The organism is Nocardioides rotundus, assembly GCF_019931675.1.
GTDB lineage: Bacteria > Actinomycetota > Actinomycetes > Propionibacteriales > Nocardioidaceae > Nocardioides > Nocardioides rotundus.
Map to the genome: position 1 here is coordinate 3,613,493 of NZ_CP082922.1, position 26,493 is coordinate 3,639,985.

26 protein-coding genes, 3 tRNA genes and 1 pseudogene are annotated in these 26,493 nt (G+C 71.3%); 17 read left to right on the forward strand and 13 right to left on the reverse strand.

The window, feature by feature from the left end; all coding sequences use genetic code 11:
• Positions 1–92: 92 nt before the first annotated feature.
• Together K8W59_RS17810 and K8W59_RS17815 are read right to left on the reverse strand one after the other, a co-directional pair.
• Positions 93–2,180, reverse strand: a complete 2,088-nt coding sequence (locus K8W59_RS17810; RefSeq protein WP_223396293.1) for an acyltransferase family protein — start codon at positions 2,178–2,180, stop codon at positions 93–95.
• A complete protein-coding gene (locus K8W59_RS17815; protein ID WP_223396294.1) occupies positions 2,177–2,833 on the reverse strand; it encodes an ACT domain-containing protein in 657 nt (218 codons plus the stop codon). Before K8W59_RS17815 ends, K8W59_RS17810 begins: the two co-directional genes overlap by 4 nt.
• A 139-nt stretch (positions 2,834–2,972) precedes the next feature.
• Here K8W59_RS17815 and K8W59_RS17820 point away from each other — a divergent pair, with 139 nt between their 5' ends.
• The 5 genes and pseudogenes from K8W59_RS17820 (at position 2,973) to K8W59_RS17840 (ending at position 10,662) form a co-directional block, all read left to right on the forward strand.
• Entirely contained in the window at positions 2,973–4,649 is a 1,677-nt protein-coding gene (locus K8W59_RS17820; protein WP_223396295.1) for a formate--tetrahydrofolate ligase, read from the forward strand.
• Between the two features lie 161 nt (positions 4,650–4,810).
• Positions 4,811–6,655: a phosphoenolpyruvate carboxykinase (GTP) gene (locus K8W59_RS17825; protein WP_223396296.1), complete on the forward strand. Its 1,845-nt coding sequence runs from the start codon at positions 4,811–4,813 to the stop codon at positions 6,653–6,655.
• 179 nt (positions 6,656–6,834) lie between these two features.
• Positions 6,835–8,259 (forward strand): annotated as a pseudogene (locus K8W59_RS17830) (MFS transporter); the annotation flags it as partial.
• A gap of 58 nt (positions 8,260–8,317) precedes the next feature.
• Positions 8,318–8,878: a universal stress protein gene (locus tag K8W59_RS20415; RefSeq protein WP_223399898.1), complete on the forward strand. Its 561-nt coding sequence runs from the start codon at positions 8,318–8,320 to the stop codon at positions 8,876–8,878.
• Between the two features lie 47 nt (positions 8,879–8,925).
• Positions 8,926–10,662, forward strand: a complete 1,737-nt coding sequence (locus K8W59_RS17840; protein ID WP_223399899.1) for an NAD-dependent malic enzyme — start codon at positions 8,926–8,928, stop codon at positions 10,660–10,662.
• 152 nt (positions 10,663–10,814) lie between these two features.
• Here K8W59_RS17840 and K8W59_RS17845 read toward each other — a convergent pair whose 3' ends face one another.
• Together K8W59_RS17845 and K8W59_RS17850 are read right to left on the reverse strand one after the other, a co-directional pair.
• On the reverse strand, positions 10,815–11,690 hold the full coding sequence (locus K8W59_RS17845) for a DUF559 domain-containing protein (RefSeq protein WP_223396297.1): 876 nt from the start codon (positions 11,688–11,690) through the stop codon (positions 10,815–10,817).
• A 191-nt stretch (positions 11,691–11,881) separates the two neighbouring features.
• Positions 11,882–12,490, reverse strand: a complete 609-nt coding sequence (locus tag K8W59_RS17850; protein WP_223396298.1) for a flavin reductase family protein — start codon at positions 12,488–12,490, stop codon at positions 11,882–11,884.
• A 54-nt stretch (positions 12,491–12,544) separates the two neighbouring features.
• Here K8W59_RS17850 and K8W59_RS17855 point away from each other — a divergent pair, with 54 nt between their 5' ends.
• Together K8W59_RS17855 and K8W59_RS17860 are read left to right on the forward strand one after the other, a co-directional pair.
• Positions 12,545–12,898 (forward strand): ArsR/SmtB family transcription factor, encoded by a 354-nt coding sequence (locus K8W59_RS17855; protein ID WP_223396299.1) that lies wholly within the window; start codon positions 12,545–12,547, stop codon positions 12,896–12,898.
• Between the two features lies 1 nt (position 12,899).
• Positions 12,900–13,394 carry an SRPBCC family protein gene (locus tag K8W59_RS17860; RefSeq protein WP_223396300.1) on the forward strand — a complete coding sequence of 165 codons (495 nt, stop codon included), beginning with the start codon at positions 12,900–12,902 and terminating at the stop codon, positions 13,392–13,394.
• A gap of 10 nt (positions 13,395–13,404) precedes the next feature.
• Here the strand turns inward: K8W59_RS17860 and K8W59_RS17865 are convergent, their stop codons facing one another.
• Positions 13,405–14,955: an LLM class flavin-dependent oxidoreductase gene (locus K8W59_RS17865; RefSeq protein WP_223396301.1), complete on the reverse strand. Its 1,551-nt coding sequence runs from the start codon at positions 14,953–14,955 to the stop codon at positions 13,405–13,407.
• A gap of 128 nt (positions 14,956–15,083) precedes the next feature.
• Between K8W59_RS17865 and K8W59_RS17870 the strand changes: the two genes are divergently transcribed.
• The 3 genes from K8W59_RS17870 to K8W59_RS17880 all read left to right on the forward strand — a co-directional run bounded on the left by K8W59_RS17870 (position 15,084) and on the right by K8W59_RS17880 (position 16,842).
• Complete coding sequence (locus K8W59_RS17870) at positions 15,084–15,524, forward strand: OsmC family peroxiredoxin (RefSeq protein ID WP_223396302.1); 441 nt, start codon at positions 15,084–15,086, stop codon at positions 15,522–15,524.
• Between the two features lie 74 nt (positions 15,525–15,598).
• A complete protein-coding gene (locus K8W59_RS17875; RefSeq protein ID WP_223396303.1) occupies positions 15,599–16,375 on the forward strand; it encodes a GntR family transcriptional regulator in 777 nt (258 codons plus the stop codon).
• Positions 16,376–16,380: 5 nt separating this feature from the next.
• On the forward strand, positions 16,381–16,842 hold the full coding sequence (locus K8W59_RS17880) for a hypothetical protein (protein WP_223396304.1): 462 nt from the start codon (positions 16,381–16,383) through the stop codon (positions 16,840–16,842).
• Between the two features lie 16 nt (positions 16,843–16,858).
• Here the strand turns inward: K8W59_RS17880 and K8W59_RS17885 are convergent, their stop codons facing one another.
• From K8W59_RS17885 to K8W59_RS17900, 4 genes are all read right to left on the reverse strand, one after another.
• On the reverse strand, positions 16,859–17,182 hold the full coding sequence (locus K8W59_RS17885; RefSeq protein WP_223396305.1) for a hypothetical protein: 324 nt from the start codon (positions 17,180–17,182) through the stop codon (positions 16,859–16,861).
• A 23-nt stretch (positions 17,183–17,205) separates the two neighbouring features.
• A complete protein-coding gene (locus K8W59_RS17890; RefSeq protein ID WP_223396306.1) occupies positions 17,206–17,865 on the reverse strand; it encodes a hypothetical protein in 660 nt (219 codons plus the stop codon).
• A gap of 111 nt (positions 17,866–17,976) precedes the next feature.
• Entirely contained in the window at positions 17,977–19,236 is a 1,260-nt protein-coding gene (locus K8W59_RS17895; RefSeq protein ID WP_223396307.1) for an acyl-CoA thioesterase/bile acid-CoA:amino acid N-acyltransferase family protein, read from the reverse strand.
• A gap of 39 nt (positions 19,237–19,275) precedes the next feature.
• Positions 19,276–19,351 (reverse strand) — tRNA-Arg (locus tag K8W59_RS17900).
• A gap of 97 nt (positions 19,352–19,448) precedes the next feature.
• Between K8W59_RS17900 and K8W59_RS17905 the strand changes: the two genes are divergently transcribed.
• Together K8W59_RS17905 and K8W59_RS17910 are read left to right on the forward strand one after the other, a co-directional pair.
• Positions 19,449–19,967: a hypothetical protein gene (locus K8W59_RS17905; RefSeq protein WP_223396308.1), complete on the forward strand. Its 519-nt coding sequence runs from the start codon at positions 19,449–19,451 to the stop codon at positions 19,965–19,967.
• Between the two features lie 83 nt (positions 19,968–20,050).
• A complete protein-coding gene (locus tag K8W59_RS17910; protein ID WP_223396309.1) occupies positions 20,051–21,049 on the forward strand; it encodes a LuxR family transcriptional regulator in 999 nt (332 codons plus the stop codon).
• 477 nt (positions 21,050–21,526) lie between these two features.
• Here K8W59_RS17910 and K8W59_RS17915 read toward each other — a convergent pair.
• Together K8W59_RS17915 and K8W59_RS17920 are read right to left on the reverse strand one after the other, a co-directional pair.
• Positions 21,527–21,619: transfer RNA gene (locus tag K8W59_RS17915), tRNA-Ser, on the reverse strand.
• Between the two features lie 17 nt (positions 21,620–21,636).
• Complete coding sequence (locus K8W59_RS17920; RefSeq protein WP_223396310.1) at positions 21,637–22,122, reverse strand: hypothetical protein; 486 nt, start codon at positions 22,120–22,122, stop codon at positions 21,637–21,639.
• A 108-nt stretch (positions 22,123–22,230) separates the two neighbouring features.
• On the opposite strand from K8W59_RS17920, the gene K8W59_RS17925 reads away from it, so the two are divergent.
• Both K8W59_RS17925 and K8W59_RS17930 read left to right on the forward strand, forming a co-directional pair.
• On the forward strand, positions 22,231–22,596 hold the full coding sequence (locus K8W59_RS17925) for a hypothetical protein (protein ID WP_223396311.1): 366 nt from the start codon (positions 22,231–22,233) through the stop codon (positions 22,594–22,596).
• Between the two features lie 36 nt (positions 22,597–22,632).
• Positions 22,633–22,719: transfer RNA gene (locus K8W59_RS17930), tRNA-Ser, on the forward strand.
• Between the two features lies 1 nt (position 22,720).
• Here the strand turns inward: K8W59_RS17930 and K8W59_RS17935 are convergent.
• Entirely contained in the window at positions 22,721–23,743 is a 1,023-nt protein-coding gene (locus K8W59_RS17935) for a hypothetical protein (protein WP_223396312.1), read from the reverse strand.
• Positions 23,744–23,752: 9 nt separating this feature from the next.
• Complete coding sequence (locus K8W59_RS17940; RefSeq protein ID WP_223396313.1) at positions 23,753–24,538, reverse strand: carbon-nitrogen hydrolase family protein; 786 nt, start codon at positions 24,536–24,538, stop codon at positions 23,753–23,755.
• A gap of 23 nt (positions 24,539–24,561) precedes the next feature.
• Between K8W59_RS17940 and mobA the strand changes: the two genes are divergently transcribed.
• The 3 genes from mobA to K8W59_RS17955 are packed head-to-tail and all read left to right on the forward strand — an operon-like array spanning position 24,562 to position 26,490.
• A complete protein-coding gene (gene mobA / locus K8W59_RS17945; protein ID WP_223396314.1) occupies positions 24,562–25,104 on the forward strand; it encodes a molybdenum cofactor guanylyltransferase in 543 nt (180 codons plus the stop codon).
• A gap of 40 nt (positions 25,105–25,144) precedes the next feature.
• Complete coding sequence (locus tag K8W59_RS17950; protein ID WP_223396315.1) at positions 25,145–25,465, forward strand: DUF6457 domain-containing protein; 321 nt, start codon at positions 25,145–25,147, stop codon at positions 25,463–25,465.
• 47 nt (positions 25,466–25,512) lie between these two features.
• A complete protein-coding gene (locus K8W59_RS17955) occupies positions 25,513–26,490 on the forward strand; it encodes an NAD(P)H-quinone oxidoreductase (RefSeq protein WP_223396316.1) in 978 nt (325 codons plus the stop codon).
• The last annotated feature ends 3 nt before the right edge of the window (positions 26,491–26,493 follow it).

Genomic DNA, 26,493 nt, shown 5'->3' on the forward strand with positions numbered 1-26,493 from the left:
GTACGCACCGAAATTTCGCTGAAAGGGTGCCGACTGTTCGGTACGACGCCGGGGCTGATGCCTCCTGTTCGGTACGACGCGGGGGCTGGTGCTTACTGTTCGGTACGACGCGCGAAGTCCAGCCCGCGCAGCGCACCCGACTCCCGGATCAGCTGCCAGATCTGCTCGCGCCTGGCGTCCAGGATCGGCGGGGAGTAGTGGCGGGGGTCGCGGTAGACCGGGATCCCGTCGAGGACGGCGTCGCAGACCGGTCGGGCGGGACACATGAGCGGGGAGATCGTCACGTCGTACGCATCCGGCCGGGAGCGCGCCTCGGCGCGGTAGATCCGGTCGAGCGTCGACACCTCCGTGGGGGCCTGGACCGCACAGTCCTCGACCCGTGGCCGGGCGGCCAGGCACGCAAGGGGGTCGCTGTCGTCGGGCGGCAGCCACGCGCTCTCGAACATCACCGAGCGCACGCCGAGCTCGCCGAAGCGCTCCATCGTGCGGTCGATCGTGCGGCGGTAGAGGCCGGGGACCTCGGAGTCCGCGACCGCCCGGCCGCCGACCTCGGTCCCGAGCTGTCCGCTGAAGAGCCGGCCGTCGCGGCCCTGCTGGATCAGCACGGTGACGTCGACGTCGGCCTTCTCGAAGAGACCGGGGAGCTGCTCTTTCTGGTTCTGGCAGATCCGCTCGCGCGAGTCGGGGGCGGCGACGCGGGACATGCCCAGCGGCCAGGGACAGCCGTCGATCGCGGAGATGTAGAGGTTGAACCCCTTCTCCTCCGCGAGGTTGGCGAAGGCCGGCTCGATCTCCCGCGCCTGGGAGTCTCCCAGGATCCACAGCGTCGGTCCGTCCTCACCGGTGTGGACCGCGCAGTCCTCGATCGTGTCGGTGTCGCAGGTGCGCTCGGGACCGCCGCGGGTGTTGCTGAACTCGACGTAGTCGATCTCCGGCGTCGGGCCGGTCACGTTCTCCGGGCCGACCACCGGCCCGTCCGAGGCGGCCACCACGACCGGCTTCACCGGGCTGGCCAGCAGCCCGGGGACGACGAGGAACGCGGCGACCACGCTGACCGACAGCCCGGTCGCGATCACCGGGAAGCGCCACTGCGGCTGGATCCTGCGGATCCGGATCGGCCGCTCGAAGAGGTGGTACGACGCCGCCGCGAGCAGCGTCGAGACGACGGCGACCACGAGGGTGAACACCAGCGAGCGACCCATGAACTGCTGCAGCAGCACGACCACCGGCCAGTGCCACAGGTAGGTGCCGTAGGAGATCTGGCCGAGGTAGACCAGGGGCCGCTGGGAGAAGGCCACCTGCACCGGGTGCCGCTGCACCCCCGCGACGCTCGCCACGGCGAGCACCGCGAACAGGGTGACCCACAGGCCCCGCGCCGAGGGCGTCAGGTCGATCAGGGAGGTGCCGAGCACGAAGACCCCGACGACGCCGACGAATCCGGCCACCGGGGCGCACCGCTCGATGGGCGAGGGGGTAGCCCGGTGCCGCAGGTGGAAGAGGCCGAGGGCGAGCAGGGAGCCGGCGAGCAGCTGGTAGAGCCGCGTCGAGGTGGCGTAGTAGGCGTGGTTCACGTCCTGGCCGGCCCACGAGACCTGCTGCCAGACCGACCAGGCGAAGATCGCGACCAGCACCACCGGCACGGCGTACTTGAAGACGCGGCGCAGCCGCCACGCGCCCCAGAGCAGGAGCGGGAAGACGAAGTAGTACTGCTCCTCGATCGAGAGCGACCAGAAGTGCAGGAACGGGCTGGCGTCGAAGGTCTCCGCGCCGAAGTAGTCGCGGGACTCGTTGAGGAAGTGCCAGTTGGCGAAGTAGAGCAGCGCGGCGCGCGCGTCGGCGATGAAGAGGTCGCGCTGCACCGACGAGAGCACCAGCAGGCTGACCGCCGAGACGACCACGATGAGGAGTACGGCGGCCGGCAGGAGCCGCCGTACCCGCCGGTCGTAGAAGCGCAGCAGGCTCAGCCGACCGGTGGAGCTCAGCTCCTCCAGGAGGATCGTGGTGACCAGGAAGCCGGAGAGCACGAAGAACAGGTCCACGCCGACGAAGCCGCCGTCGAACCAGCTGGCGCCGGCGTGGAAGAGCACGACGAGGTAGACCGCGACCGTGCGCAGTCCGTCGAGGGCCGGGCGCGCTCCCCAGGCTCGGGACTCGGTGGGAGCGCCCGTCGCAGCGCTCACTCGACTCCCGGCGCGGCGGTCGCGCGGATCGACTCGGCGAGCGCGGCCAGGTGGCTGAGTCGGGCGATCTCGGAGTCGAGGATCTCCGGTCCGCCGGAGCGGGCGATGACCAGCATCGCGTCCTCACCCAGGGGGCACGCGGCGACCAGGATGTCCTGGTAGGGCTCCGGCAGCGGGAAGCGGCGGCCGGAGCGGAAGTCGGCGGGCCACGTCACCTCGGGGGGTACGGCGTCCGGTGCGGCGCCGGAGCGGGCACGGACCGAGAAGCCCTCACCCGCCCGGTCCAGGGCCATCGCCCAGTCCACCCGGAAGGTCTCGGGCACCAGGGTGACCAGCCGGTCCACCGCCTGGCGGGGCCGCTCGGTCATCGCCTCGACGACCTCGAGGTCGCGGGTGATGTTCTCCCCCGCGGTGTAGCGGGAGATCCACTGCACGCGCACGCCGTCCAGGGAGGTGCAGGCGGACACGATGCTGTCCGGCATCAGCCCGTCCGGCGGCTGGACGAACACGTCGTCCACGGCGAGTCCGTCGACCCGGTGCTCGACGATCTCGATCGCCTCGATGTTGGCCCCCGTGGCACCGATCGCCGCCGCGAGGCGGCCCAACGATCCGGGAACGTCGGGCAGCTCGACCCGCAGAAGGAACGACGACACGGAAAACTCAGACTCCAGACACGATTTTCGGTACACAACGATTGTGCCAGCGCTTCGTCTGGGCCACGATTCGTGGAGAGGTCGCGCATATCGCAACACAGTGCGTATTGCGCAACATCACCCACGCAAGGAGACCCGGATGCTGTCCGACATCGAGATCGCCCAACAGGCGAGCCTGCGACCGGCCACGGAGATCGCCGCGGACCTCGGGATCCCGGCCGAGGCGGTCGTGCCCTACGGCAACACCAAGGTCAAGATCGCGCTGCCGTGGCTGCGCACCCCGGAGGTCGAGGACCGTGCCCAGGGGCGCCTCGTCCTGGTCACCGCCGTCTCCCCCACGCCGGCCGGCGAGGGCAAGACGACCACCAGCGTGGGGCTGGCCGACGGCCTGTCCCGTCTCGGGCAGCGGTCCCTGGTCGCGCTGCGCGAGCCCTCGATGGGTCCGGTCTTCGGGATGAAGGGCGGCGCCGCCGGCGGCGGCTACGCCCAGGTCGTCCCGATGGAGGACATCAACCTGCACTTCACCGGCGACTTCGCCGCGATCGCGGCGGCCAACAACCTGCTCGCCGCTCTGCTGGACAACCACGTCCATCACGGCAACACGCTGGACATCGACGTCCGCACCGTCACCTGGAAGCGGGTCGTGGACCTCAACGACCGGGCGCTGCGCGACATCGTGGTGGGGCTGGGCGGCACGCCCAACGGCTTCCCCCGGGAGGACGGCTTCGACATCGTCGTGGCCTCGGAGGTGATGGCGATCCTCTGCCTGGCCACCAGCCTGGGGGACCTCAAGGAGCGGCTGGGCCGGATCGTGGTCGCCCACACCCGGGACAAGAAGCCGGTCACGGCCCGCGACCTCGAGGCCGACGGCGCGATGGCGGTGCTGCTCAAGGACGCGCTCTCCCCCAACCTCGTCCAGACCCTCGAGGGCACGCCCGCGATGATCCACGGCGGACCGTTCGCCAACATCGCCCACGGCTGCAACTCGGTGATGGCCACCCGCACGGCGTTGCGGCTGGCCGACATCGTGGTGACCGAGGCGGGCTTCGGCGCCGACCTGGGCGCGGAGAAGTTCATCGACATCAAGTGCCGCACCTCGGGGATGCGGCCGTCGGCCGCGGTCGTCGTGGCCACGGTGCGGGCGCTGAAGTTCCACGGCGGCGTGGCCAAGGACGCGCTCGGTGTCGAGGACGTGGAGGCGGTGCGCCGGGGCGGGACGAACCTGCGCCAGCACCTGACCAACCTCCGCGAGGTCTTCGGCGTCCCGGCGGTGGTGGCGATCAACCGCTTCCCCGGCGACACCGACGCCGAGATCGAGGCGGTGATCGAGCAGGCCGCGGAGGCCGGCGTGCCGGCGTACCCCGCCACCCACTTCGCCGACGGCGGCGCCGGAGCCGAGGCGCTGGCCCAGGGTGTCCTCGACGTCCTCGACGAGGACGTGCGGCTGCGGCACCCCTACGACCTGGCCGACCCGCTGGTCACCAAGGCCGAGAAGCTCGCCGAGAAGGTCTACGGCGCCTCGGGCGTCACCTGGGACGGCAAGGCGAAGCGGAGGCTGCAGCAGATCACCGACGAGGGGTACGGCGACCTCCCGGTCTGCGTCGCCAAGACGCAGTACTCCTTCTCCACCGACCCGACCGCCGTCGGTGCGCCCAAGGGCCACATCGTGCACGTCCGCGAGGTCCGGCTCAACGCCGGCGCCGGCTTCGTCGTCCTCGTCACCGGGGACGTGATGACGATGCCGGGGCTGCCCAAGGTGCCGGCGTCGGGACACATCGACGTCAGCGACGACGGCACCGTGAGCGGCCTCTCCTGAGGGCCGAGACGCCGGGGAACGGCCGATTTCCCGGGGATTCTCCGATTGGATCGATCCACAACATGTGACTTCCGTCGGGGCCCCCATCCCGGCCCCTTCGGACCCCTCCAGGCTGTGTACCGTGCCCGGTGTCCGGGCACTGGGTGACGAGAGGAAGACACATGGCCGACGTGGATGCCGCCCTCGATGAGGCGGGCCTCACCAACGAGCGCGTGCGCGACTACGTGCGCTACTGGGCGGAGGTGACGGGCGCCGAGCGGGTCGAGGTGGTGAGCCACAGCGACGACGACCGACTGATCCAGGAGGCCCTGGACGCGGGCGAGCTGCTTCCGGCCGGCGAGGGGCGCTACTACTCGCGCTCCTACTTCAAGGACACCGCCCGCTCGGAGGAGCGGACGATCGTCGCCACCAACCAGGAGTCCGACAAGGGCGTCTACAACAACTGGCGGCCGGCGGCGGAGATGAAGGAGCTCCTGACCGAGCGGATGCGCGGTCAGAACGCCGGCAAGACGATGTACGTCATCCCCTATCTCATGTCCCCTCCGGGCAACGCGCTCGAGGAGTGGGCCACCGGTGTCGAGCTCACCGACAGCCGCCCCGTCGTGCTGCACATGATCCGGATGGCCCGCGTGGGCGTGGAGTTCGTCAACGACCTGGAGGACCAGGACTCCTTCGTGCGCGCGGTGCACGTGACCGGCGACCTGGAGAACCTCGGTCAGGGCACGCCCGAGGACCAGCGCTACTTCGTGACGGTGGCCGACGAGCGGACGATCCTGCACTTCGGGTCGTCGTACGGCGGCAACGCGCTCCTCGGCAAGATCGCCCACGGCCTGCGGCAGGGCGCCTACGACGGATGGGCGTCCAAGAAGTTCCTTGCCGAGCAGTACATGCTCATCGGCATCAAGGACAAGGAGACCGGGAAGACCTACCACATCACCGGTGGCTTCCCGAGCGCGTCGGGCAAGACCAACCTGGCGATGATGCTGCCGCCCGAGGGCCTCGGCGACCGCTACGAGGTCACCTTCTACGGCGACGACATCGCCTGGCTGTGGGTGGACGAGAAGACCGGCAAGCTGATGGGGATGAACCCCGAGTACGGCGTCTTCGGGGTCGCGAAGGACACCAACGAGAAGACCAACCCGACCGCGCTGAAGTCGGTCGGCGACAACACCAAGGTGATCTTCACCAACGTGGCCTACAACCCCGAGACCGAGGAGGTCTGGTGGGAGGGCCGCACCCCCGAGCCGCCGTCGGACCACCACGGCTGGCTGGACTGGACCGGCTCGCCGATCGCGGACCGCAAGGACCGCGATGACTCCCCGTGGGCGCACCCGAACAGCCGCTTCACCACGACGCTGGCGAACGTGCCCAACATCGCGCCGGACTACGACGAGCCGGCCGGCGTGGAGATCGACGCGATCATCTTCGGCGGCCGCACCCGCGACCGCGAGCCGCTGATCCGCGCGATCAACGACCTCGCCGAGGGCGTCTACGACGGCCTCACCCTGGGCGCGGAGGCCACCTTCGCCGCCGAGGGCGTGGACGGTCAGCTGCGCTACGACCCGATGTCGAACCGGCCGTTCATGGCCTACGGCGAGGGCGACTACGCCCGCCACTACCTCGACGTGGTGGGCGCCGCGAGCGAGCAGCCGCTGTTCGCGCACGTCAACTGGTTCCAGAAGGACCCCGAGGACGGGCACTTCCTGTGGCCGGGCTACCGCGACAACCTGCGCGCCCTGCTGTGGCTGATGCAGCTGCGCAACGGCGAGGTCAAGGGCGAGCAGACCCCCGTCGGGATCATCCCGACCAAGGAGGAGCTCGACCTCACCGGCTCGGAGATCACCGACGAGGACCTCGAGCGGGTGCTCACCATCGACAACGAGCGGTGGCAGCAGGAGATGGGCTTCCGCGAGGAGCACCTGAAGCAGTTCGACCGGCTCCCCGAGGAGATCTGGGAGGCCCACCGCCGGGTGAAGAAGGCGCTCGAGGACGCCGCCGACGCCTGACCCGGCACCACCTCTCGCAGGGCCGCCGCGACCACCCGGTCGCGGCGGCCCTGCGGCATTTCCCGACTCGCCGGTAGCCACCCCTCGGGAGGTACTGCATCCGCGCGCCGCAGGAGGAACGTGTCGAGAGGCCCAACCGGGCCCGGGGCACCAGGAGCGAGGAGAGCAGGAGGTCGGCGATGTCCTCGAGCGCCGCCGTACAGGATCGGCTCATCAGAACCACCATCCCGGCGCGGATGCACGACATGCCGTGGTCGCGCTTCCATTGGATGGTCATCTTCGGTCTCGGCACGGCGTGGATCCTGGACGGCCTCGAGGTCCAGATCGTCGCCTCCGGGGGCTTCGAGAAGTCCCTGTCGATGACGCCGTTCGAGGTCACCGTGGCGGGCACCGTCTACCTGGTCGGCGAGGTGGTGGGGGCGCTGGTCTTCGGGCGGCTCACCGACACGTGGGGCCGGAAGAAGATGTTCACCCTGACCCTGGCGCTCTACCTGCTCGGGTCCGCGGTGGCGGCGTTCTCGCCGAACATGTGGTTCTTCCTGGCCTGCCGGTTCGTCTCCGGCATGGGCATCGGCGGGGAGTACTCCGCGGTCAACTCCGCCATCGACGAGCTGATCCCGGGCAAGTACCGCGGCCGCGTCGACCTGGCGATCAACGGGACCTACTGGTTCGGTGCCGCGATCGGCGCGTTCGCCAGCACCATCCTGCTCAACACCGAGAACTTCGACGAGAACCTCGGCTGGCGGATCGCCTTCATGATCGGCCCGATCCTCGGACTCGCGATCATCTACCTGCGCCGGCACATCCCCGAGAGCCCGCGCTGGATGGTGCGGCACGGGCACGACGAGGCCGCCGAGCGGATCGTCTCGGGGATCGAGGACGAGGTGCGCAAGGCCGGCAAGGAGCCGCCGAAGGCCGACGAGGAGCACGTGGTGTTCCTCAAGAAGCAGGAGGGGCTGACACCGCAGCAGCTGGCCTACGTGTTCTTCAAGCTCTACCCGACCCGCACCGTGCTGGGCGCGACGCTGATGATCACCCAGAGCTTCCTCTACAACGCGATCTTCTTCACCTACTCCCTGGTGCTGCAGAACTTCTACAAGATCTCCGCGAGCGAGGCGGCGCTCTACTTCTTCCCGTTCGCGATCGGCAACCTGCTGGGCCCGCTGGTCCTCGGCCCGCTCTTCGACACCGTCGGCCGGCGCAAGATGATCGGCGGCTGCTACGCGATCTCCGGGCTCGTGCTCGGCCTGTCCGCGTGGCTGTTCCTGCAGCAGTCACTGACCCCGCTGACCCACACCGCGTTCTGGTGCGTGGCCTTCTTCTTCGCCTCCGCCGGCGCGTCCGCGGGCTACCTCACGGTCTCGGAGATCTTCCCGCAGGAGGCGCGCGGCCAGGCGATCTCCTACTTCTTCTCGATCGCGCAGGTCTTCGGCGCCCTGGGCCCGGTCTTCTACGGCTGGCTGATCGGCGACGCGAGCACCCGCACCCCGATGTTCTGGGGCTACGTCATCGCCATGTGCGTGATGCTCTTCGGCGCCCTGGTCGCCTTCGTGTGGGGCGTCGACGCCGAGGGCAAGTCGCTGGAGGAGATCGCCCCACCGCTGATCGAGTACGACGAGAACGGCAACGAGACCAACCACATCCGGTCTGAGGAGAGGCGCGATGAGCACAGCGGAGCCGACGGAGCAGCCCTACACCGTGGTGGTCGGCGTGAGCGCGACCTCCAAGTCGCCGACCGCCCTGGAGTGGGCCGCGGCGCAGGCCGACGCCTTCGACGGCCGACTGGTCGCCGTACGCGTGTGGAACCCGCCGACGGCCGGCTCCCCCACCACCTCCGGGGTGACGGCGTCGCGGCTGCCCGACCTGGCCCGGATGGAGGAGGAGCAACGCGAGCGGCTGGCGGCCGACGTGCGGGACGTGCTCGGCGAGGACCACCGGGCCGAGGCGCGGCTGGTGCGCGGCGGCCGGCGCAAGGCGCTCCTGGACGAGGCCGAGGACGCCGACCTGCTGGTGATCGACGCGCCGCGGGCGCCGTCGATGTCCCCGCTGCTGGCGCAGCGGATCGTGTACGCCGCCGCGTGCCCGGTCGTCGTCATGCCGCCGCGGATCTCCGGGCAGCCCGAGAGCGGGCTGACCCGGGCCGGGCGCGCGGTCGGCAGGTCCGCCGTACGCTCCCTCGGCACCGCCGGCCGCGCCGGCTATCGCCCACCGCCCCGTCCCTGAAGGACCCCAGGTTGCCTCGCCCGCGGCGGCACGGAAGGCTTGGCGCCATGACCGACCACGCGCGCGACCGGGACAGGGACTACGAGCAGGACTCCCTGGTCGGCGACGCACCGCTGCGGATCCGGGCGCGGGGCCGCTCGGTGCTGTCCAACCCGATGACCAACCGCGGCACCGCGTTCACGCCCGAGGAGCGGTCCGCGCTCGACCTCGACGGCCTGGTGCCGACCGGGATCACCACGCTGGAGAACCAGACGCGGCGGATCTACGACCAGTTCAAGTCGACCAGCACGATGCTCGGCAAGTTCCTCACCCTCAACGCGCTGCGGGACCGCAACGAGGTGCTGTTCTACAACGTGCTGACGAACTACCTCGAGGAGATGCTGCCGGTCATCTACACGCCGACCATCGGCGAGGCGATCGAGCGGTTCAGCCACACCTACAACCGGCCGCGCGGCGTGTTCCTCTCCATCGACCACCCCGACCAGATCGGGCGGGCGCTGCTCAACTACGGCCTCGGACCCGACGACGTCGACCTGGTGTGCGTGACCGACTCCGAGGGCATCCTCGGCATCGGCGACCAGGGCGTCGGCGGGATCCAGATCGCGATCGGCAAGCTGTCGGTCTACACCGCCGCCGCCGGCATCCACCCGCGCCGGGTGATCCCGGTCGTGCTCGACGTCGGCACCGACAACCTGGGGCTGCTGAGCAACGACCTCTATCTCGGCGAGCGGCACAGCCGGGTGCGGGGCGAGCGCTACGACGAGTTCATCGACCAGTTCGTGACCACCGTCCAGGAGCTCTTCCCCAAGGCGATGATCCACTGGGAGGACGTCGGCACCACCAACGCGCACCGGATCCTCGAGCGCTACCGCGAGGACGTGTGCACCTTCAACGACGACATCCAGGGCACCGCGGCGGTGGTGCTCGCGGCGATCCTGGCCGCCGTCAACGTCACCGGGGTCGACCTCGACGACCACCGGATCGTGGTCTTCGGCGCGGGCTCGGCCGGCATCGGCATCGCCAACCTGGTGCGCGACACCATGCTGCGCACCGGCGCGGAGGAGACCGAGGAGGAGGCCTACGCCCGCTTCTGGGCGATCGGGCTGCAGGGGCTCTACGTCGAGGGAGACCCGTCGCTGCTGGACTTCCAGCGGCCGTATGCCCGCAAGCCCGCCGACATCGAGGGGTGGGAGCTGGAGCGGCCGGGGCACGTCGGGCTGATGGACGTCGTCCGCAACGTCAAGCCGACCATCCTGATCGGCACCTCCACCAAGGGCGGTGCCTTCTCCCAGGAGATCGTGGAGGAGATGGCCAAGCACACCACCCGGCCGATCATCTTCCCGCTGTCGAACCCGACCAGCCGGGCGGAGGCCACGCCGGCCGACCTGATCGAGTGGACCGACGGCCAGGCGCTGATCGCGACCGGCAGCCCGTTCGCTCCGGTCAGTCACAAGGGCGTGCGGCACGTGATCGCGCAGTCCAACAACGCGCTCATCTTCCCCGGGCTGGGGCTCGGGGTCGCGGCCTGCCGGGCGCGCCAGATCACCGAGGGGATGATCGCCGCGGCCGCCGACGCACTCGCCGGCCTGGTCAACGCCTGGCGCCCCGGAGCCTCGCTGCTCCCCGGCATCTCCGACCTGCGACTGGTCTCCGCCACCGTCGCGATCGCGGTCGCCGAGCAGGCAGCCCGCGAGGGGGTCGCGGACAACCCGCTCTCAGACCCGATCCAGCAGGTCGTCGAGCGGATGTGGCAGCCGCAGTACCCCCGCATCGAGGCGATCTGAACACCCCTGCCCCGACGCGGCGTGCACAAACCACCCAGTAAGGCGACGCGACGGGCCCCCACCCCGCGCAACCACGCGGGTCTCTGCCCCATCCGCCGGTGAATACTCCGTGGTTCGTGCACGCCCCCGGCGCGACCCGGCGCGGGTTCGTCTCAGGCGGGGCGACCGCACGCGCAGCCGGCGAGCCGGGACGCGGCGCCGGCGAGCACCGCCTGCACGCGCTCGGGCTCGAACATCACGTCCTCCCAGGCGAACCTGAGCACCATCCAGCCGGCGATCACCAGCTCGTTGTATCGCCGCGCGTCGTTCTTCAGAGACGCGCGGCGCCCATGCCACTCGAAGGAGTCGGCCTCCACGACCAGCCGCCGTTCTTCATCCACCAGGTCCGGCCGGACGCGGCCGGTTCGGGTCTTCACCCACACCTGCGGCGTCAGGCGGACGCCGGGGACGTCCAACGACAGCGCCCGCAGCCCGGACTCGAAGGGGTTGTCGGCTTCCGCCCGCGCCTCGCGCGCGACCCGGCGCGCCTGACGGGCACCCGGACCGGTGGTCATCGCGGCACGCCGCAGAGTCGCGGGACTCACTCCGTGGCGGAGGGCACTGTCCGCGACGGCGAGCGCCTCGGGCAGCGGGAGTGTCTGCAGGCAGTGCCGCAGCGTCACCTCCTGCGTCGTGGCCGGGCCGGAGGTCTCGCCGCGCGCCAGGTCGGCCCGGTGCAGGACCACGTCACGACGCCGATCCGCGCTGATCTTGCGCTGCACCGGGACCAGCACGTGCGGCCGGTCCGGGGTGTGCAGCACCTCCCATCCGTGGTGCAGGGCCGCGCTGGTGTGGCTCAGCACTCCGCGGAGTGCATGTGCGGCGCGGACTCCGTCGGCGACCGCCGGGAGGGCGTAGCGGCCCTGCCCGACCCTGACCACCTGTCCAGCGGCCAGCGCCTCGGCAAGGCCCCGCCGGCCGAGGAGCTGGATCAGGAGGGGACGCGTGGCCAGGCCCCCCGCCTCGGCCAGCATCCCCTCCAGATCCATGCCCGGCAGCCTGCCCCAGATGCGCGGATCTCGCTCGGCTCTCTCCACAGGCGTGCACGAACCACCCAGGAACCCGCGACCCAGCCACCGCTATCCCGCATGGTTGCGCGGTCCGCACGCCGACCTCGGGGCGGATACTCCGTGGTTCGTGCACAGCGGGCAAGACGGCCCCCGACGGCGCGCGAGCGGACTCAGCGCCCCCGGGCCTCGTCCGCCGTGCGCGGGCGCGGCAGCTCCACCACCTCGGGCGGGAGACCCCACTCGTCCCCGCCCAGCCGGGACAGCGGCTGGAGGGCCGACATCATCGGGTGGTCGCCGTCCAGTGCGGACTCCTCGACGGTGATCGCGACGACGTCGCCGAGCACCACCACCGAGCGGCCCAGGTCGACCTCGGAGTGCACCCGGCACTCGATCGAGGCAGGCGAGGCGGCCACCCGCGGCGGCGCGACGACCACGCTCGGCTCCATCTCGATGCCCAGCTCGGCAGCCTCGTCTACGCCGCTCTCCCACGGGGCGCTGCACCGGTTGACCAAGTCCATCATCGGGCGGCTGGCGACGTTGACCACGAACTCGCCGGTCGCGCGCACGTTGGCCAGCGTGTCCTTGTGCCCGACCGAGGTGAACTGCACGATCGGCGGCTTGGCGCTGGACACGGTGAAGAACGAGTGCGGTGCCAGGTTGCCCACACCGTCGGCCGACAGCGTCGAGATCCACGCGATCGGCCGGGGCACGACCAGGGCGGTCAGCAGGGCGTAGGCGTTGACGTCGCGGTCGGTGGCGTCGAAGGTACGGCGGGCCATGCGGGCACGATAGGCCCTTGACAACCTACAACCGATAAGTTGTAGGTTATGGCTATGGGCACGACCACCGAGGCGAACGAGGACCGGGCCGACGCCCTGTTCCACGCCCTCGCCGACCGCACCCGGCGCGACATCCTGCGCCGGGTGCTGGCCGGAGAGCACTCGGTGTCCGCCCTGGCCGCGAGCTACGACATGAGCTTCGCGGCCGTGCAGAAGCACGTCGCCGTTCTCGAGCGTGCCGGCCTGCTGACCAAGCGGCGCAGCGGCCGCGAGGCGCTGGCCAGCGGCGACGTGGAGGCGGTCCGCTCCGTCGGCTCGATGCTCCGCGAGATCGAGTCCGTCTGGCGCGGCCGGATCCACCGGATCGACGACCTCATCGCGCAGGACCCACCCACCCAGGAGAGCTGACATGCCCGTCACCGCAGTCGACACCGACACCGAGAACCTGACCCTGACCATCACCGCCGAGTTCGCCGCGCCCGCCCCGCGCGTGTGGCAGGTGTACGCCGACCCGCGGCAGCTGGAGCAGATCTGGGGCCCTCCGGGCTATCCCGCGACGGTGGTCGAGCACGACCTCAGGGTCGGTGGCCGGGTGAGCTACTACATGACCAGCCCCGAGGGCGAGAAGCACCCCGGCTGGTGGGAGTTCACCGTGATCGACGAGCCCCGGGTCCTCGGCTTCGACGACGGCTTCTCCGACCAGGACCTGCAGCCCCTGGACTCGATGCCGGTCTCGCACAACACCCTCACCTTCGCCGAGAGCGAGGGACGCACGTCGGCCACCTTCGTCAGCCGATACGAGTCGGCCGAAGCGCTCCAGCAGGTGCTCGACATGGGCGCCGTCGAGGGCGCCACCGCGGCGATCAACCAGGTCGACGACCTCCTCGCCCGCGATCCCGCCTGAGCGGCCCCCGTCAGTTCAGGCCGTGGCGGGCGAGGGGCCCGATCAGCTCGCGCTCCTCGTAGGCGAGGTGGGAGAGCAGCGTGTCGGTGAGGAGGTCGACGGCGTCCTGGACGCCCTGCAGGACGTCCTCGCCGGCGCGACCGGTGCCGTCCTCGGTGACCAGCCGCACCAGCGCGCGGTCGAACTGCTCGAGCACGTCGTGGATCACGTGGTGCTCCTCCTCCAGCCGGTCCAGCACCGGCGCCAGGCCGGGCTCGGTGTGGCGCAGATGCGGGAAGATGCTGCGGTCCTCCAGCGTGTGGTGGCCGGTCACCGCGCGACAGTACGACTCGCAGTAGGCGCCCAGCGTCCAGTTGTTCTGCCGCATCGTCATCGTGTTGATCACCGACCGCGCGGCGCCCACGGGCAGGTGGCCGCGCCGTACCTGGTCCAGCACGTCGCGCACCTGCGCGAGCTCGCCGCGCAGCCCGTTGTGGATGTCGACGAGGTGCTGCGCATGCTCCGGGAGGGGTACGTCGTCAGCGGCGGCGGGCGCGTCGTGCGTGGGCCGCGTCGACTCGTCCCACGGCATCTCGGCCGCGAGCCGCACCCCGTCGTCCGGGGTCGGGCTGACCAGCGTCACACTCTCCCGCGCCGCCTCGGGAGCGGGCGTCGGGGTGTCGGGGACCTCGCCGCGGGCCCGGCGCCCGCGCTCGACCTCGACCAGCTCGCGGGTCCGCGGCGCGACCTCGGCGGCGAAGCGGCGCACCGTGTCGGGGTCGTCGCTGCCGAGGATGTAGGTGCTCATCCCGACGTCCAGGGTCAGCTCGGCCAGCTGCTCGGCCCAGTTGTCCGGCGTCCCCTGGAGGAAGCCGGCGCCGGTGCCGAAGCGCCCGAAGATGTTGTAGATCCGCTTGATCGACTGGGGTGAGCGGCCGGCCGCCAGCGCCGCCTCGTCGACGACCGCCGCGAGCTCGGCCAGCGCGGGCGGGTCGGCGTACCCCATGCTGGGGACCCAGCCGTCGGCGAGCCGACCGGTCAGCCGCAGCATCCGCGGCTTGTAGGAGCCCAGCCAGACCGGGATGTCGTGCGCCGGGCGCGGGCCGGCGTGCAGGCCGACCGCGCGGTAGTGCTCGCCCTCGAAGTGCAGTGTCCCGCCGGCCCAGAACGCCTTCATCAGCTCGACCGCCTCGGCGAGCGCACCGACGGCCTCCCCGGGAGTCCGGCGGACCCCGCCGGCCGCGGCGATCGCGTCCCAGAACGCGCCGGCACCCAGGCCCAGCTCCACCCGGCCGCCGGTGATCAGGTCGAGGGTCGCCGCCGCCTTGGCCAGCACGACCGGCGGGCGCAGCGGCAGGCTGGCGACGTTGGGGGCCAGCTTGATCGTGCTGGTGCGGGCGCCCAGCACGGAGAGCAGGGTCCAGGTGTCGCCGTACCGCTCCTGGTAGGGGTGGTCCTGCAGGGACACCAGGTCCAGTCCCTCGACCTCGGCCTGCGCCACCAGCGACAGTAGGTCCGCGATCCGCGCGGCCTCCGGCGATGGGAACAGGCCGAACTCGAGCTCCTGGTCCAGATCGGGCATCGGCCACCCCTCCTCGGCGTCGAGTGTGTCACCGCGACAACCAGACCACCCCCTGGGGGTATTCCGCGAGAAGGGCTCCGCCGCAAGACTGAGGACGACCACGGACCGACGAGAACCGAGGAGCCCCCATGCCCACTCGCACCGCCCGCACCGCCTGGACCGGAACGCTGCAGGAGGGCTCCGGCCAGGTCGAGATGACCAGCTCCGGGGTCGGGACGTACGACGTCTCCTTCCCCCAGCGCGCCGCCGAGAACGCCGACGGCACCACCTCGCCGGAGGAACTGATCGCAGCCGCCCACTCCTCGTGCTACGCCATGCAGCTGTCGGCGCTGATCGGCCAGGCGGGCGGGACCCCGCAGGCGCTGGACGTGCAGGCCGACGTCAGCCTCGGGGAGGACCCCGCCGGCGGCTTCCGGCTGACCGGCATCACCCTCACCGTGCGCGGCGAGGTGGAGGGCCTGGACGCGGACGGGTTCGCCCGGGCCGCCGAGGCGGCCAAGGCGGGCTGCCCGGTGAGCAAGGCGCTGACCGGCGTGGACATCACCCTGGACGCCGCGCTGGAGGGCTGACCCGCTCGGGCGTCTACACTCGGGCGACCCCCGAGCCACGTTCCGGCACGTCGCCGGGAGAGGAACGCGCCCGCATGACACCCCGGAGTCCCGGACCTCGCGGTCTCGACCGGTCGGTGCGCGTTCCCCTATGGCGTCAGCTGCAGGACGACCTGGTGCGTCGGATCGAGGGCGGGGAGTTCCCCGACACCTTCCCCGGCGAGCTGGAGCTGATGGAGAGCTACGGCGTCAGCCGGCACACCGTCCGGGAGGCGGTCGGCCGGCTGCGCCGCGACGGGGTCATCCAGTCCTCGCGGGGGCGCTCGAGCGTGGTCGCGCCGGGGATGATCGCCCAGGACCTCGGGGTGATGTACTCCCTCTTCCACGAGCTGGAGGACCGCGGCATCGAGCAGCGCAGCGAGGTGCTCGTGCTCGACGTGCGCCGTGACAGCGTGGTCGCGGACCGGATGGGCCTGCCCGCGGAGACCGGGTTGGTGTACGTCGAGCGCATCCGCCTCGGCGACGACGAGCCGATCGCCTGGGACTGCGCCTGGCTCGACCCGGAGTTGGCCGCGCCGCTGCTGGACGCCGACCTCTCCCACACCGCTCTCTACGACGAGTGGCAGCGGGTCGCCGGGGTCCGGCTGACCGGCGGGGAGGAGACGATCCGCGCCATCGTGCCCACCGCGGGCCAGCGCGCCCGGCTCGCGATGCGCGACGACGAGGCCGCGCTGCGGATCGAGCGGACCGGGTCGGTGGGCGGCCGGTGCGCGGAGTTCCGCCGTACCCTCGTCCGTGGGAGCCGCTTCAGCTTCACCGCGCGCTGGTCCAGCTCGCGCGCCTACCAGGTCGACGTCGCGGGGGAAGGCTGAGAGCCGTGCGCATGCGAGTCTCGGTCGTGATGGCGTCGGCGCTGCTGCTGGTGGGCGGCGGCTCCGGCGGCCCGGACCGGCAGGCGGCCGCGGACGATGCCGAGGCCGGCCGCGGGCAGGTCGTCGGCGCGCTGCGCGGCATGGCCGAGGTCGCCTCCAGCCTCGGCGTGGTGGGCGACGCCACCGGTGGGTACGCCGTCTGCGGGTCGCCTCCCGCGGAGGCGGTGGAGTTCCGCGCGTCGCTCTCCGAGCGGCTCGCCGCCGACGGATGGAAGCTGGTCGGCCAGGACACGCAGCCTCGCCCGTGGGCCAATCTGGGGAGGGACGAGGTGACGGGGTCGATCCGGGTGAGCCCACGCCAGGGGAGCGCCGGACTGGTCCTGGCGGTCGCCGGCCCCTGCGTGCAGGTCGCGGACGGCCAGACCAGCGACTTCTCGCTGCGGCAGGAGCCGATCGACCTCGGGTGACGTCTGGCCGTCCGGCCTAGGATCCGTCGCTCACGGGCGGCGCCGGGGCCTTGAGCCGCTTCGCCCACCCCGCATAGGCGTCCTCGAAGATCCTCCGGCCCAGCTCACCCACCGTCCCCCGCTTCACCGCGTCGGCGACCCAGTCGTTGGGGATGTAGTAGATGAGGTCCTCACCGCTGCGCCGCATCGAGGCCTTCGGCCGGTCCTCGAACTGCGCGATCACGTAGAGCCCCGGCTTCACGATGTGCTCCTCCAGCCAGGGCGCCCACGCCTCGTCCTCCGACAACGCGTCCCACACCCGATCGAACTCCTCCGGAACTCCGGGGCGCGAGCCCTCCATCCAGGCAGTGTCAATCCGGTGGCTCACAGGCACCTCTTCATTCCCGGGGGACACTTCCCGTGCCGCATCTTGTACTTCGTCGCGTAGCCGGCCTCTACCTGGCGGGCCTTCTCCCAGCCTCGGACATCCTTGCGAAGGATGTCGAACCGGCACCGTCGTCCTCCGTTGGCTTCACGACAAGCCTTGAGCTGCTGCTTTGGCCGGGCCTCCCCGTTCTTGCTGATGCCGAACTTGTGCGTTCGCCACTGTCCGTCTTTGCCTCTGGCCCGCATGTGGTAGACGACGTGCATGCTCATATCCGAGGCCCGCCGGGCTTTCGGATTAGGCCAGGGGACCCTGTGCTTGTTCGCGAGCTTCTTGATGTCGGACATCGACTTGGCTGACGTTTTGGTCGTCGCCGCTGTCCGGCTGCCCGTCCCACGCCATGAGGGCATGCCACCGCCGACCGGCCCGCCGACGCGCGCGCCCGAAGCGGCCCCGCCCCAGGGTCCCCGACCGGGATAGCACCGGAGCGCCAGTTCGTGGACGGCGATCTTGGCGGGCTCGCGCATTCCGCATCTACTCAAGGTGACGGTGACCGGACCAGGTGCCGGAGGCACCGGACTACTGCTTGCAATGAGGACGGCTGCGATGAAGCCGGCGAGCAGTGCCAGGAACGGCGTCAACCCGAGAACCTTGCGCACGATCTTCTCCCCCAGATGAGCGAACGAGTGCGACGAGGGTCGCACATATGAACCCGCTGCGAAAGGGTGGCTTGTGGAACGTTGCAACTGCCCCCGGAAGCGCCGGATAGGTCAGTTCCTGTTTTCGAGGCCTTCCAGGTAGGCCAGGAGTTGCCTCCAAGCACGTTCGCGCGCGAGACCAAGCGCGTCGGGTCGACTCACCCGCGTCGGGTAGATGACTCCCGGCGCAAAGGCGGTGATCTCATGACCGACCTCGGCGAAGGCAGCAACCTCAGGCGTCGGCCGACCACGTGCAACCAGCCTTCGCGCGATGCTGTCGGCTGCGCTGCACGAGGACAACACCTGGTCTGCCCTGCCGCAGATGAGGAGAAGCGGCCCTCGGATCCGCCAAACGTCGATGACAGCCGGACCAGGATCGATCCACAGGTCTCGCAGTGATCGGGCGAACGGCAGAGGTCGGCCACGCCAAGTCCAGGCCGGTTCGCCATCGCGGGGGTAGGCCGATGCAGCCGCCCCGATCCCGGCTACGGTGACGGCTCCGGCCGCCAATTCGGGGTAGTGCACCGCCGTCAGCAGTGCGGCCTCGCCACCACGCGAGATACCCACGGGGACCACGGCAGCCTCTCGGACGGACGGCAACGTCGACATCAGCTTCAGGGCCCGCCCGAAGTATTCGATCGGGATGCGCTCAAGCCGCCTCGGGACACCCGGTTCTCCGTGATAGGCCAGCAACAGGGTGGGGTAGCCATGCGACGCGAGCAGTCGCGCCTCAGCCCAGGCCGCAAACCCCCTTTCGGAACCGCCGATGATGACGACGCCGGTGCCGGGGGCCGGCTGTGCCCGTCGCGACGGTTGAATCAGGTAGCCGACGACGCCGTTCCGCTTCACGGTCAACCGTTCCACTCGTACTCCGGGTCGATCGAGCCGCCGCGTCTGTGCCAACCTCGCGATCTCTCGCCCCGCCACCTCCACGACAATCTCGATCTTGACCCGGGTCTGCGATCGGTCAGCCGTGTCGTGCAGAGTCCACAGCAAGCCGAAACCCGAGGCGACGGAGTAGGAGCCGCTGGTGGGGCGGTCCCGCTCCAGGTTGACAATCCCGTCGGGGCCAGCGATGAACTCCGCAGAGCTCCTCGCGCCCCGGCCCTCACCATCCGTTGTCACGGTGACACGCACCCGCTCTTGCGGTGGGACCTGTTCAACCCGCAGGCGCAGCGGTTCGTCAGCCAAAGCAGTCGCGGGGACGCCGGTGACCCGTGTGGCGCTGCGCCCAGCAGCATCACGCTCCGGACTGCCAGCCACGGTGCAGGCCGCCAACAAGAGAAGCACCGAGCACAGCGCTGACCGAACGAACGGTCGCACGCCGAGCACGAAGCAACCTCCAAGGTCGATTCGACCACGTAGAAGGGGTGGCGCGCCCGTAGGGATTCGAACCCCAAACCTTCTGATCCGTAGTCAGATGCTCTATCCGTTGAGCTACGGGCGCCTGCCCCGCGAACGGGACCGGACCACCTTAGCCGAGGGCGGGGCGCCAAGCGAAATCAATACGACCGGGAGCGGCGCGACGGGTGCAGACTGACCCCATGCCCCGTCGTACGGCGACCCTGCTGGCCGCGCTCCTGCTCACCGCGGGCTGCCAGGGGGCCACCGGGTCATCGGCGCCGGACGCGGAGCAGAGCCTGACGCTGGACGCCGAGCAGCCCGCGTTCCACGGCCGGCTGCGGGCCGACGTACTCCCCGCCCTCTCGCTCATCGGCATGACCGACTGCACGCCGGAGGAGTTCGTCGTCTGCGACAGCGAGGGGCGGCGTGGCTACCGCCCGATGGCCGACCCGGCGCCCGTCACGGTCACCGACGCGACGATGGGGCTGGACCGCTACGAGCAGTACTGGGTCGTCACCCTCACCGTTCGTCCCCACCGGCGGATGCTGCGCGCGGCCGAGCAGGCCGACGAGGTCGGCGGCTTCGTCACCCTGCTGCTGGATGACCGGGTCGTGGTCGCGACGGAGGCGCGGACGATCAAGCCGCGCCGGGTCGAGGTCGGGCGCTTGAGCAAGCCCGAGGCCTACGCACTGATGGACCGGATCACCGCTGCCCGGTGACATGACTGCAACAATCTGCAGAACGCGGCCGGTTCGGCTGGGGGTGCGTTGCGGATCGATGCAAAGGTTGGGCGATGCATGGGATGAGCGCTGAGCAACGTGAGCTCTTCGAGACGGTCGCTACCCCGCTCTATGAGGAGGCGGTCACGCGAGGGGAGCTCGCCGGCACCGACGCCCGCTTCGCTGACGGCGGCGACCTGCGCGAGGCTCTCGACCTGCTGGTCCAGCTCGGTCTCCTGGTCGGCAACGGCGACGACGGGGGCTGGGTGCCGACCGACCCGACGCCGGTGCAGTCGCGCGTGGTGACGCCGATGAGCCAGCAGGGCGCGATGCTGTTCTCCGAGTCGGCGCGCTGGGCCGATGCCTTCGGCACGTTGGGTCAGGCCTGGCGGCGTTCGCCGCTGGCCTCCCGCGGCCCGTTCACCGAGCTGCACGGCCGGGCGATCTTCCCCTACATCGCCTCGATCGTCGCCGACGCCGAGCACGAGCTGCTCACCGCCCAGCCGCAGTCGGACCGCGACGCCGAGATCCTGGCCGCGGCCGCCCAGCGGGACGCGGCGGCGCTGGCCCGCGGGGTCCGGATGCGCACGCTCTACCAACACTCAGCACGCCGCAACTCGGCCACGCACAAGTACGTCGCCGAGGTCAGCCGGCAGGGCGCGGAGGTGCGCACGCTCGACGAGTTCTTCAACCGGCTGATCGTGGTGGACCGCCGCGTGGCCGTGATCCCGCACTACGAGGGCGTGATGAACGCGCTGGCCGTCCGCGAGCCGTCGATGGTCGCCTACCTGGTCGACATGTTCGAGCGCTCCTGGGAGCGGGCCCGCCCGTTCGCCCAGCGGGAGAGCTCGATCACCAAGGGCATCGCCGCCGAGCAGCGGGCGATGACCATCCGGATGCTGATCGAGGGGCATGCGGACCACACCAGCGCCAAGCGGATGGGGGTCAGCCCGCGCACCTACGCGGCGTACGTCGCGGACCTCAAGACCGAGTTCGACTGCGAGACGCGCTTCCAGCTGGGCTACGCGATGGGGCAGCGGGGCATCTCCGGCCAGGAGACCGAGCCGCCGACCGCGGACTGATGGCCCACAACGAGCGAAGGCAGTGACATGGACGTCACTGCCTTCGCGTCGGCGAGACCGCCGGAAACCAGCTGGGATCTGATCGCTGGGGGGTAGGGATCAGCCTGCGGCTCGCGTCACCGGCTCGCCTGGGGGGGAGACGAGCCGGCACATCATGTCACCTGTTGGAGATGGAGGGCACGCCACCCCAGCTCGTGTCTTCGGCACTTGCGGGGCCGGTGATCATCAGTACGCCGAGTGCGGCAGCTGCCAGTGCCGCGCAGATCCGTCGAGCCACGGTCATGGTCCTTCTTCACCTCGATGGGGGTCGGTCAGGGCCCGGGGGAACCCTGGTTCCCCTCCAGTGTGCGACCTCCCGACCGCCGATGCCACGATCTCCGGGGTACAACTAGTTGCATTGCACGATCTTGCAGTCCGCTGCACGCGTGTCCCGAAAGTGTCACGACCCCGGGCGGTCTCGCACCGGGGCCGTGACGCTGGCGGAGGCGGCGGGATTTGAACCCGCGAGAGGGGGTTACCCTCAACCCGCTTAGCAGGCGGGCGCCATAGACCGGACTAGGCGACGCCTCCTCACAGCGCGAGACAGGCTACCCGGCGCTCCCGTCGGGCGGCGAATCGCCTCGGCGGCGCAGCCGCGGCAGCCCGTGACCCCGCTGAAGGTGATCCTGGACCTCGCGCACGAACCGCTCCCGGTCCACGGCCAGGGCCTCGACCGGGATCACCGTGGTCCGGCCGTCCCGCAGTCGCAGCACCAGGCAGGGGGCGTCGCGGACGTACGTCGTCACCGCGTCCTCGACCTCGACCCAGCGGGCCTCGTGGGCTCCGGCGCCCCGCACGAAGCGGACGCGGTAGCCCTCCTCGCCGGCGTGGAAGACGACCGCCCGACGCACCAGCCACCACGCGACGCCCGAGACCACGACCAGCCCGAGGGCGGCGGTCACCACCACGGCCGTGAACGGCAGGCCGCCGATCGCGGAGGCCAGGGTCAGCAGGAAGATGACGCCGGCCACGAGCAGCAGCGCCATCCCCATCATCCGGGCGGCGAGCGCCGGGGCGAGTCGGTAGTCGGACACCACGGCCGCATTCTCTCCCGGGCCCGGATCCGGCCGCCGACCGGCCCTTGTCCGGGGCCGTGACCCGCGTCACACTCGGGGGTACGACCCAGTCCCCGGGAGGCTCCCATGCGACTCACCACCGCTGCGCTCGCGCAGTTCCAGCAGGCCGTGGAAGCTCCCGTCCGAGCCAACACCGGGGCCTGGCGCTGGACCGTCCGGCAGAAGATGGCCGGCGTCCGCGACCTGCTCGGAACCGAGAGCGCCGCCCACGACAACGCCTGGCTCGCGGCCCGCCAGAGCAGCGTCCTGGCCGAGCGCCGCGCGCTGCTGATCCGGCTGGGCGAGATGGGCCCGCGGGTGCTCGAGGACGAGTCACTGGAGGACGTGCGCACCGAGTTGCGCCGGCTGGTCCGCGAGGTGGACCGGCACCTGCAGCGGCTGCACGACCTGGTGTGGGACGACGTCGGGATGGAGATCGGCGGGTCGGAGTAGGCCGCCGTACACTCTCCCCGCGGGCGCAGCCCGCACGGAGGGGTGCCGGAGTGGCCTATCGGAACCGCCTTGAAAGCGGTCGCTGGCGCGAGTCAGCCGCGGGTTCGAATCCCGCCCCCTCTGCTCAGAGCAGGGCGCGGGTGCGTGCCGGCTCCGGACGCGGTGCCGGCACCTCCGTCGCCCGGCGCGCCCGACGCCCGGAGGACCCGCCCGTGAGCAGCAGGTCGATCCGGATGACGACGTAGGCGATCAGCATGCCGATCAGCACCGACAGCACCTGGGTCACCACGACGTCCCCCGCGCCGACGTCGGGGTCGGCGATCTCGGTCGCGAGCGGGGCCGTGGCCGCCACGCCGAACGCGCACACCCACCACCCCTGACGCCGGCGCGTCCGCAGGTGACACCCCCACACGAGCGCCGGAACGCCCAGGATCGCCTGCAGCGGGCGCGGCACGCCGCCGAGCGTCTCGCGGCTCCACGCCCCGAGGTCGCGCATGCTCCCGGTCACGCCGGGCGTCCCGTAGGCGCGGACCAGCTCGGAGTAGGCCAATGTCACCGTGACCACGAGGAGGGCGACGAGGACGACGAGCAGCCCCCGGGCTCCGAGGCCGTGGAACCCCGCGCCGAGGCGGTGGACCAGGACGACGAGCAGCACGAAGGCGAGCGCGAGGACGGCGTACTCATAGCGCAGCAGATCCAGCGTCGGGCGGAAGCCGACCGCGGCCAGACCGCCCAGGGCTGCGAAGACCAGCGCGACCACGACCTCGCGCAGCGCGGTGACGAAGGTGGTCGCGGGCCGGGTCGCCATCACTCCCAGGACCGCACCGAGGACGGCGGCCAGGACGGCCGCGCTGGCTCGCAGGTCCCCCCACCCCGACGTGAGCGCACCGACGGCGAGCAGCGCCGCGAGCCCGGCGCCGATGAGGGGGTTCCCGCCGACGCGCACGGCCAGCGCCCAGGCGAGGGCGGCCACGACGAGCGTCGCGCCCCCACCGTCCAGCCCGACCCGACGAGGGATCCACGAGGGCGCGACCGCCCCGACCAGCGCTGCGAGGAGGAGGCCGGCGCCGCCCAACAGCAGCACGGCCCAGAGGACGAGGCCGGCCCAGCGCGGACCACGGGCTCGGAGGGAGGAGTCGCGCGGCACGGCGGCAGGCTACAGCCGACGGTTCCTCAGGGACGGATTGGTCTCCCGGGCCTTCTCCAAGACGTCCGGCTCGAGGACGGCCGTCAGGGTCTCGTCGTCGTCGCCGGCCTCGACCACGATGTCGCCGAACGGGTCGACCACCATCGAGTGGCCGGAGTAGCGCGGACCCGGCTGGCCCACCGCCACGACGTAGGAGGTGTTCTCGATCGCCCGGGCCCGGACCAGCGTGCGCCAGTGCTCGACCTTGCGCTCCCCGGCCACCCACGCCGCGGGCAGCACGAGCACCTCGGCCCCGGCGGCGACCAGCGCGCGCGCCTGCTCGGGGAAGCGCAGGTCGTAGCAGGTCATCAGGCCCAGGCTCCAGCCGTCCAGCTCCAGCTGCGGCACGAGCTCGGTCGGGCCCGCGGAGACGGTGTCGGACTCCTTGTAGCCGAAGGAGTCGTAGAGATGGATCTTGCGGTACGACGCCGCGTGGCCGGGCCCGCGGGCGACCAGGGTGTTGTAGGGCCGGTCGTCCTCGCCCGGCTCGAACATCCCGGCGACCACCGTGGCCCCCCGCTCGCGCGCTACCCGCTCGAGCTCGGTCGCGAACGGGCCGTCCAGGGGCTCGGCGAACTCCCCCAGCGGCGATCCGGGCTTGCCGAAGTCACGGGCCCACGCCTCCGGCAGCACGACCAGGTCCTGGTCCGCGGGCACCAGGGACTCCAGTGCCTCGCGGTTCTCCTTCGGGTCCAGGCTGCTGGCGCGCTGCACGAGGGCCACGCGCAGGTCGTCACGGGGACGGTCCTCGATCATCCCTCCACCCTAGGCTGGGCACCATGCGTCTCGCGGCGGTCGTCCTCTCCGGCGGCTCCGCGCGCCGGCTCGACGGCCGCGACAAGGCCGCGGTGCGCGTCGGGGGCGTCACGCTGCTGGAGCGCGTGCTGGCCGCCGTCCGCGACGCCGAGGAGGTCGTGGTGGTGGGTCCCCCCGCCCCTGCGCCCGACCCCGTCATCTTCGCCCGGGAGGACCCGCCCGGCGGGGGGCCGGTCGCGGGGCTGGTCGCCGGCCGCGCCGCACTGAGCGGGCCCGCCGACCTGCTGGCCGTCGTCGCGGTCGACATGCCGTTCCTGACGGCGGACACGTTCGCGCGCCTCACCTCCGCCGCCGAGGATGCCGACGGGGCCTTCCTCGTCTCCGGCGGACGGCGCCACCTGGCCGGCGTACTCCGTCCCGACCGGGTCGACTGGCCGGGTGCTGCCGACGCCCAGGGGATGCCGATGCACCGGCTGCTCGCGCCGCTGCGGCTGGCCGAGGTCGAGGCGTCCGGCGACGAGGCGCGCGACGTCGACACGTGGGCGGACCTCCGCGCGTTGGAGTAGGCCTTGCGACACGCCGGGACCGGCGCGGAGACTGGGCGACGTGGACCTGCACGACTGGATCGACGAGCTCTGCGACGCCCTGGACGTCGACACCGAGGTGGACGAGGGGTTGGTGCTCGACCTCGCCCGGGTCGCCGCGCACAGCGTGGAGCGACGCTCCGCGCCCATCACGACCTACCTGCTCGGGGTGGCCGTGGGAGCCAAGGGCGCGAGCCCCGAGGAGGTCGAGGAGCTGGCCGCGCGGGCGCAGCAGCTCGCCGAGGGCTGGGACCACGCGGCCGGCGAGGACGAGGACGACGTACCCGACGAGGTGCCCGACGACAGCGGCGTCGACCACTCGGGCGACTCCTACGAGAGCTGACACCACCGGGGGAGGCGCACGCGCTCTTGCGGTGGCAGGGTGGAGCCATGCGAGCGGTGACGACGTCCGAGCCCGGCGGCCCCGAGGTCCTCTCCATCGGGGAGGTGCCCGACCCGCAGCCCGGCCCCGGCGAGGTGCTGATCGAGGTGGCCGCGACGGCGGTCAACCGGGCCGACGTACTCCAGCGACAGGGCAACTACCCGCCCCCGCCGGGCGCCTCGGACGTGATCGGCCTCGAGTGCAGCGGCACGATCACGGCGCTCGGGGCCGAGGTCGAGGACTGGTCGATCGGCGACCAGGTGTGCGCGCTCCTCGCCGGCGGAGGGTACGCCGAGCGGGTCGCCGTACCCTCCGGGCAGGTCATGCCGATCCCCGACGGGGTCGACCTGGTCACGGCCGCGGCGCTGCCCGAGGTGTGCTGCACGGTGTGGTCCAACGTCTTCATGGTCGGTCACCTGCAGCCCGGTGAGTCGCTGCTGGTGCACGGCGGCTCGGGCGGGATCGGCAGCTGCGCGATCCAGGTCGCCAAGGCGTACGACGCCCGGGTGCTGGCCACCTGCGGGTCGGCGGAGAAGGCCGAGTTCTGCCGGTCGCTCGGGGCGGATGTGGTCATCAACTACAAGGAGCAGGACTTCGTCGAGGAGGTCGGGCCCGACGGCGTCGACGTCATCTTGGACAACATGGGCGCGAGCTACCTCCAGCGCAACGTGGACGCGCTGGCCACCGCCGGGCGGCTGGTGATCATCGGCATGCAGGGCGGCGTCAAGGGCGAGCTCAACATCGCCAAGCTGCTCGGCAAGCGCGGGGCGGTCATCGCCACCTCGCTGCGCGGACGGCCCCTCGGGGAGAAGGCCGCCATCTGTGCCGCGGTGGTCGAGCACGTGTGGCCGCTGATCGCCGACGGGCGGGTGCGCCCGATCGTGCACGCCACGCTGCCCCTGGAGGAGGTCGGCAGGGCGCACGAGCTGATGGAGTCCAGCGCCCATGCGGGCAAGATCGTCCTGACCGTCGGAAACGTAGGGTGAGAC

Bases quoted from the DNA above. Each gene is read 5' to 3' on its own strand.
- K8W59_RS17825 (WP_223396296.1), top strand. From the start codon at position 4,811: ATGGCCGACGTGGATGCCGCCCTCGATGAGGCGGGCCTCACCAACGAG.
- K8W59_RS20415 (WP_223399898.1), top strand. From the start codon at position 8,318: ATGAGCACAGCGGAGCCGACGGAGCAGCCCTACACCGTGGTGGTCGGC.
- K8W59_RS17870 (WP_223396302.1), top strand. From the start codon at position 15,084: ATGCCCACTCGCACCGCCCGCACCGCCTGGACCGGAACGCTGCAGGAG.
- K8W59_RS17850 (WP_223396298.1), bottom strand. From the start codon at position 12,490: ATGGCCCGCCGTACCTTCGACGCCACCGACCGCGACGTCAACGCCTAC.
- K8W59_RS17955 (WP_223396316.1), top strand. From the start codon at position 25,513: ATGCGAGCGGTGACGACGTCCGAGCCCGGCGGCCCCGAGGTCCTCTCC.
- K8W59_RS17820 (WP_223396295.1), top strand. From the start codon at position 2,973: ATGCTGTCCGACATCGAGATCGCCCAACAGGCGAGCCTGCGACCGGCC.
- K8W59_RS17875 (WP_223396303.1), top strand. From the start codon at position 15,599: ATGACACCCCGGAGTCCCGGACCTCGCGGTCTCGACCGGTCGGTGCGC.
- K8W59_RS17845 (WP_223396297.1), bottom strand. From the start codon at position 11,690: ATGGATCTGGAGGGGATGCTGGCCGAGGCGGGGGGCCTGGCCACGCGT.
- mobA (WP_223396314.1), top strand. From the start codon at position 24,562: ATGCGTCTCGCGGCGGTCGTCCTCTCCGGCGGCTCCGCGCGCCGGCTC.
- K8W59_RS17860 (WP_223396300.1), top strand. From the start codon at position 12,900: ATGCCCGTCACCGCAGTCGACACCGACACCGAGAACCTGACCCTGACC.
- K8W59_RS17940 (WP_223396313.1), bottom strand. From the start codon at position 24,538: ATGATCGAGGACCGTCCCCGTGACGACCTGCGCGTGGCCCTCGTGCAG.
- K8W59_RS17910 (WP_223396309.1), top strand. From the start codon at position 20,051: ATGAGCGCTGAGCAACGTGAGCTCTTCGAGACGGTCGCTACCCCGCTC.
- K8W59_RS17885 (WP_223396305.1), bottom strand. From the start codon at position 17,182: ATGGAGGGCTCGCGCCCCGGAGTTCCGGAGGAGTTCGATCGGGTGTGG.
- K8W59_RS17905 (WP_223396308.1), top strand. From the start codon at position 19,449: ATGCCCCGTCGTACGGCGACCCTGCTGGCCGCGCTCCTGCTCACCGCG.
- K8W59_RS17925 (WP_223396311.1), top strand. From the start codon at position 22,231: ATGCGACTCACCACCGCTGCGCTCGCGCAGTTCCAGCAGGCCGTGGAA.
- K8W59_RS17865 (WP_223396301.1), bottom strand. From the start codon at position 14,955: ATGCCCGATCTGGACCAGGAGCTCGAGTTCGGCCTGTTCCCATCGCCG.
- K8W59_RS17855 (WP_223396299.1), top strand. From the start codon at position 12,545: ATGGGCACGACCACCGAGGCGAACGAGGACCGGGCCGACGCCCTGTTC.
- K8W59_RS17840 (WP_223399899.1), top strand. From the start codon at position 8,926: ATGACCGACCACGCGCGCGACCGGGACAGGGACTACGAGCAGGACTCC.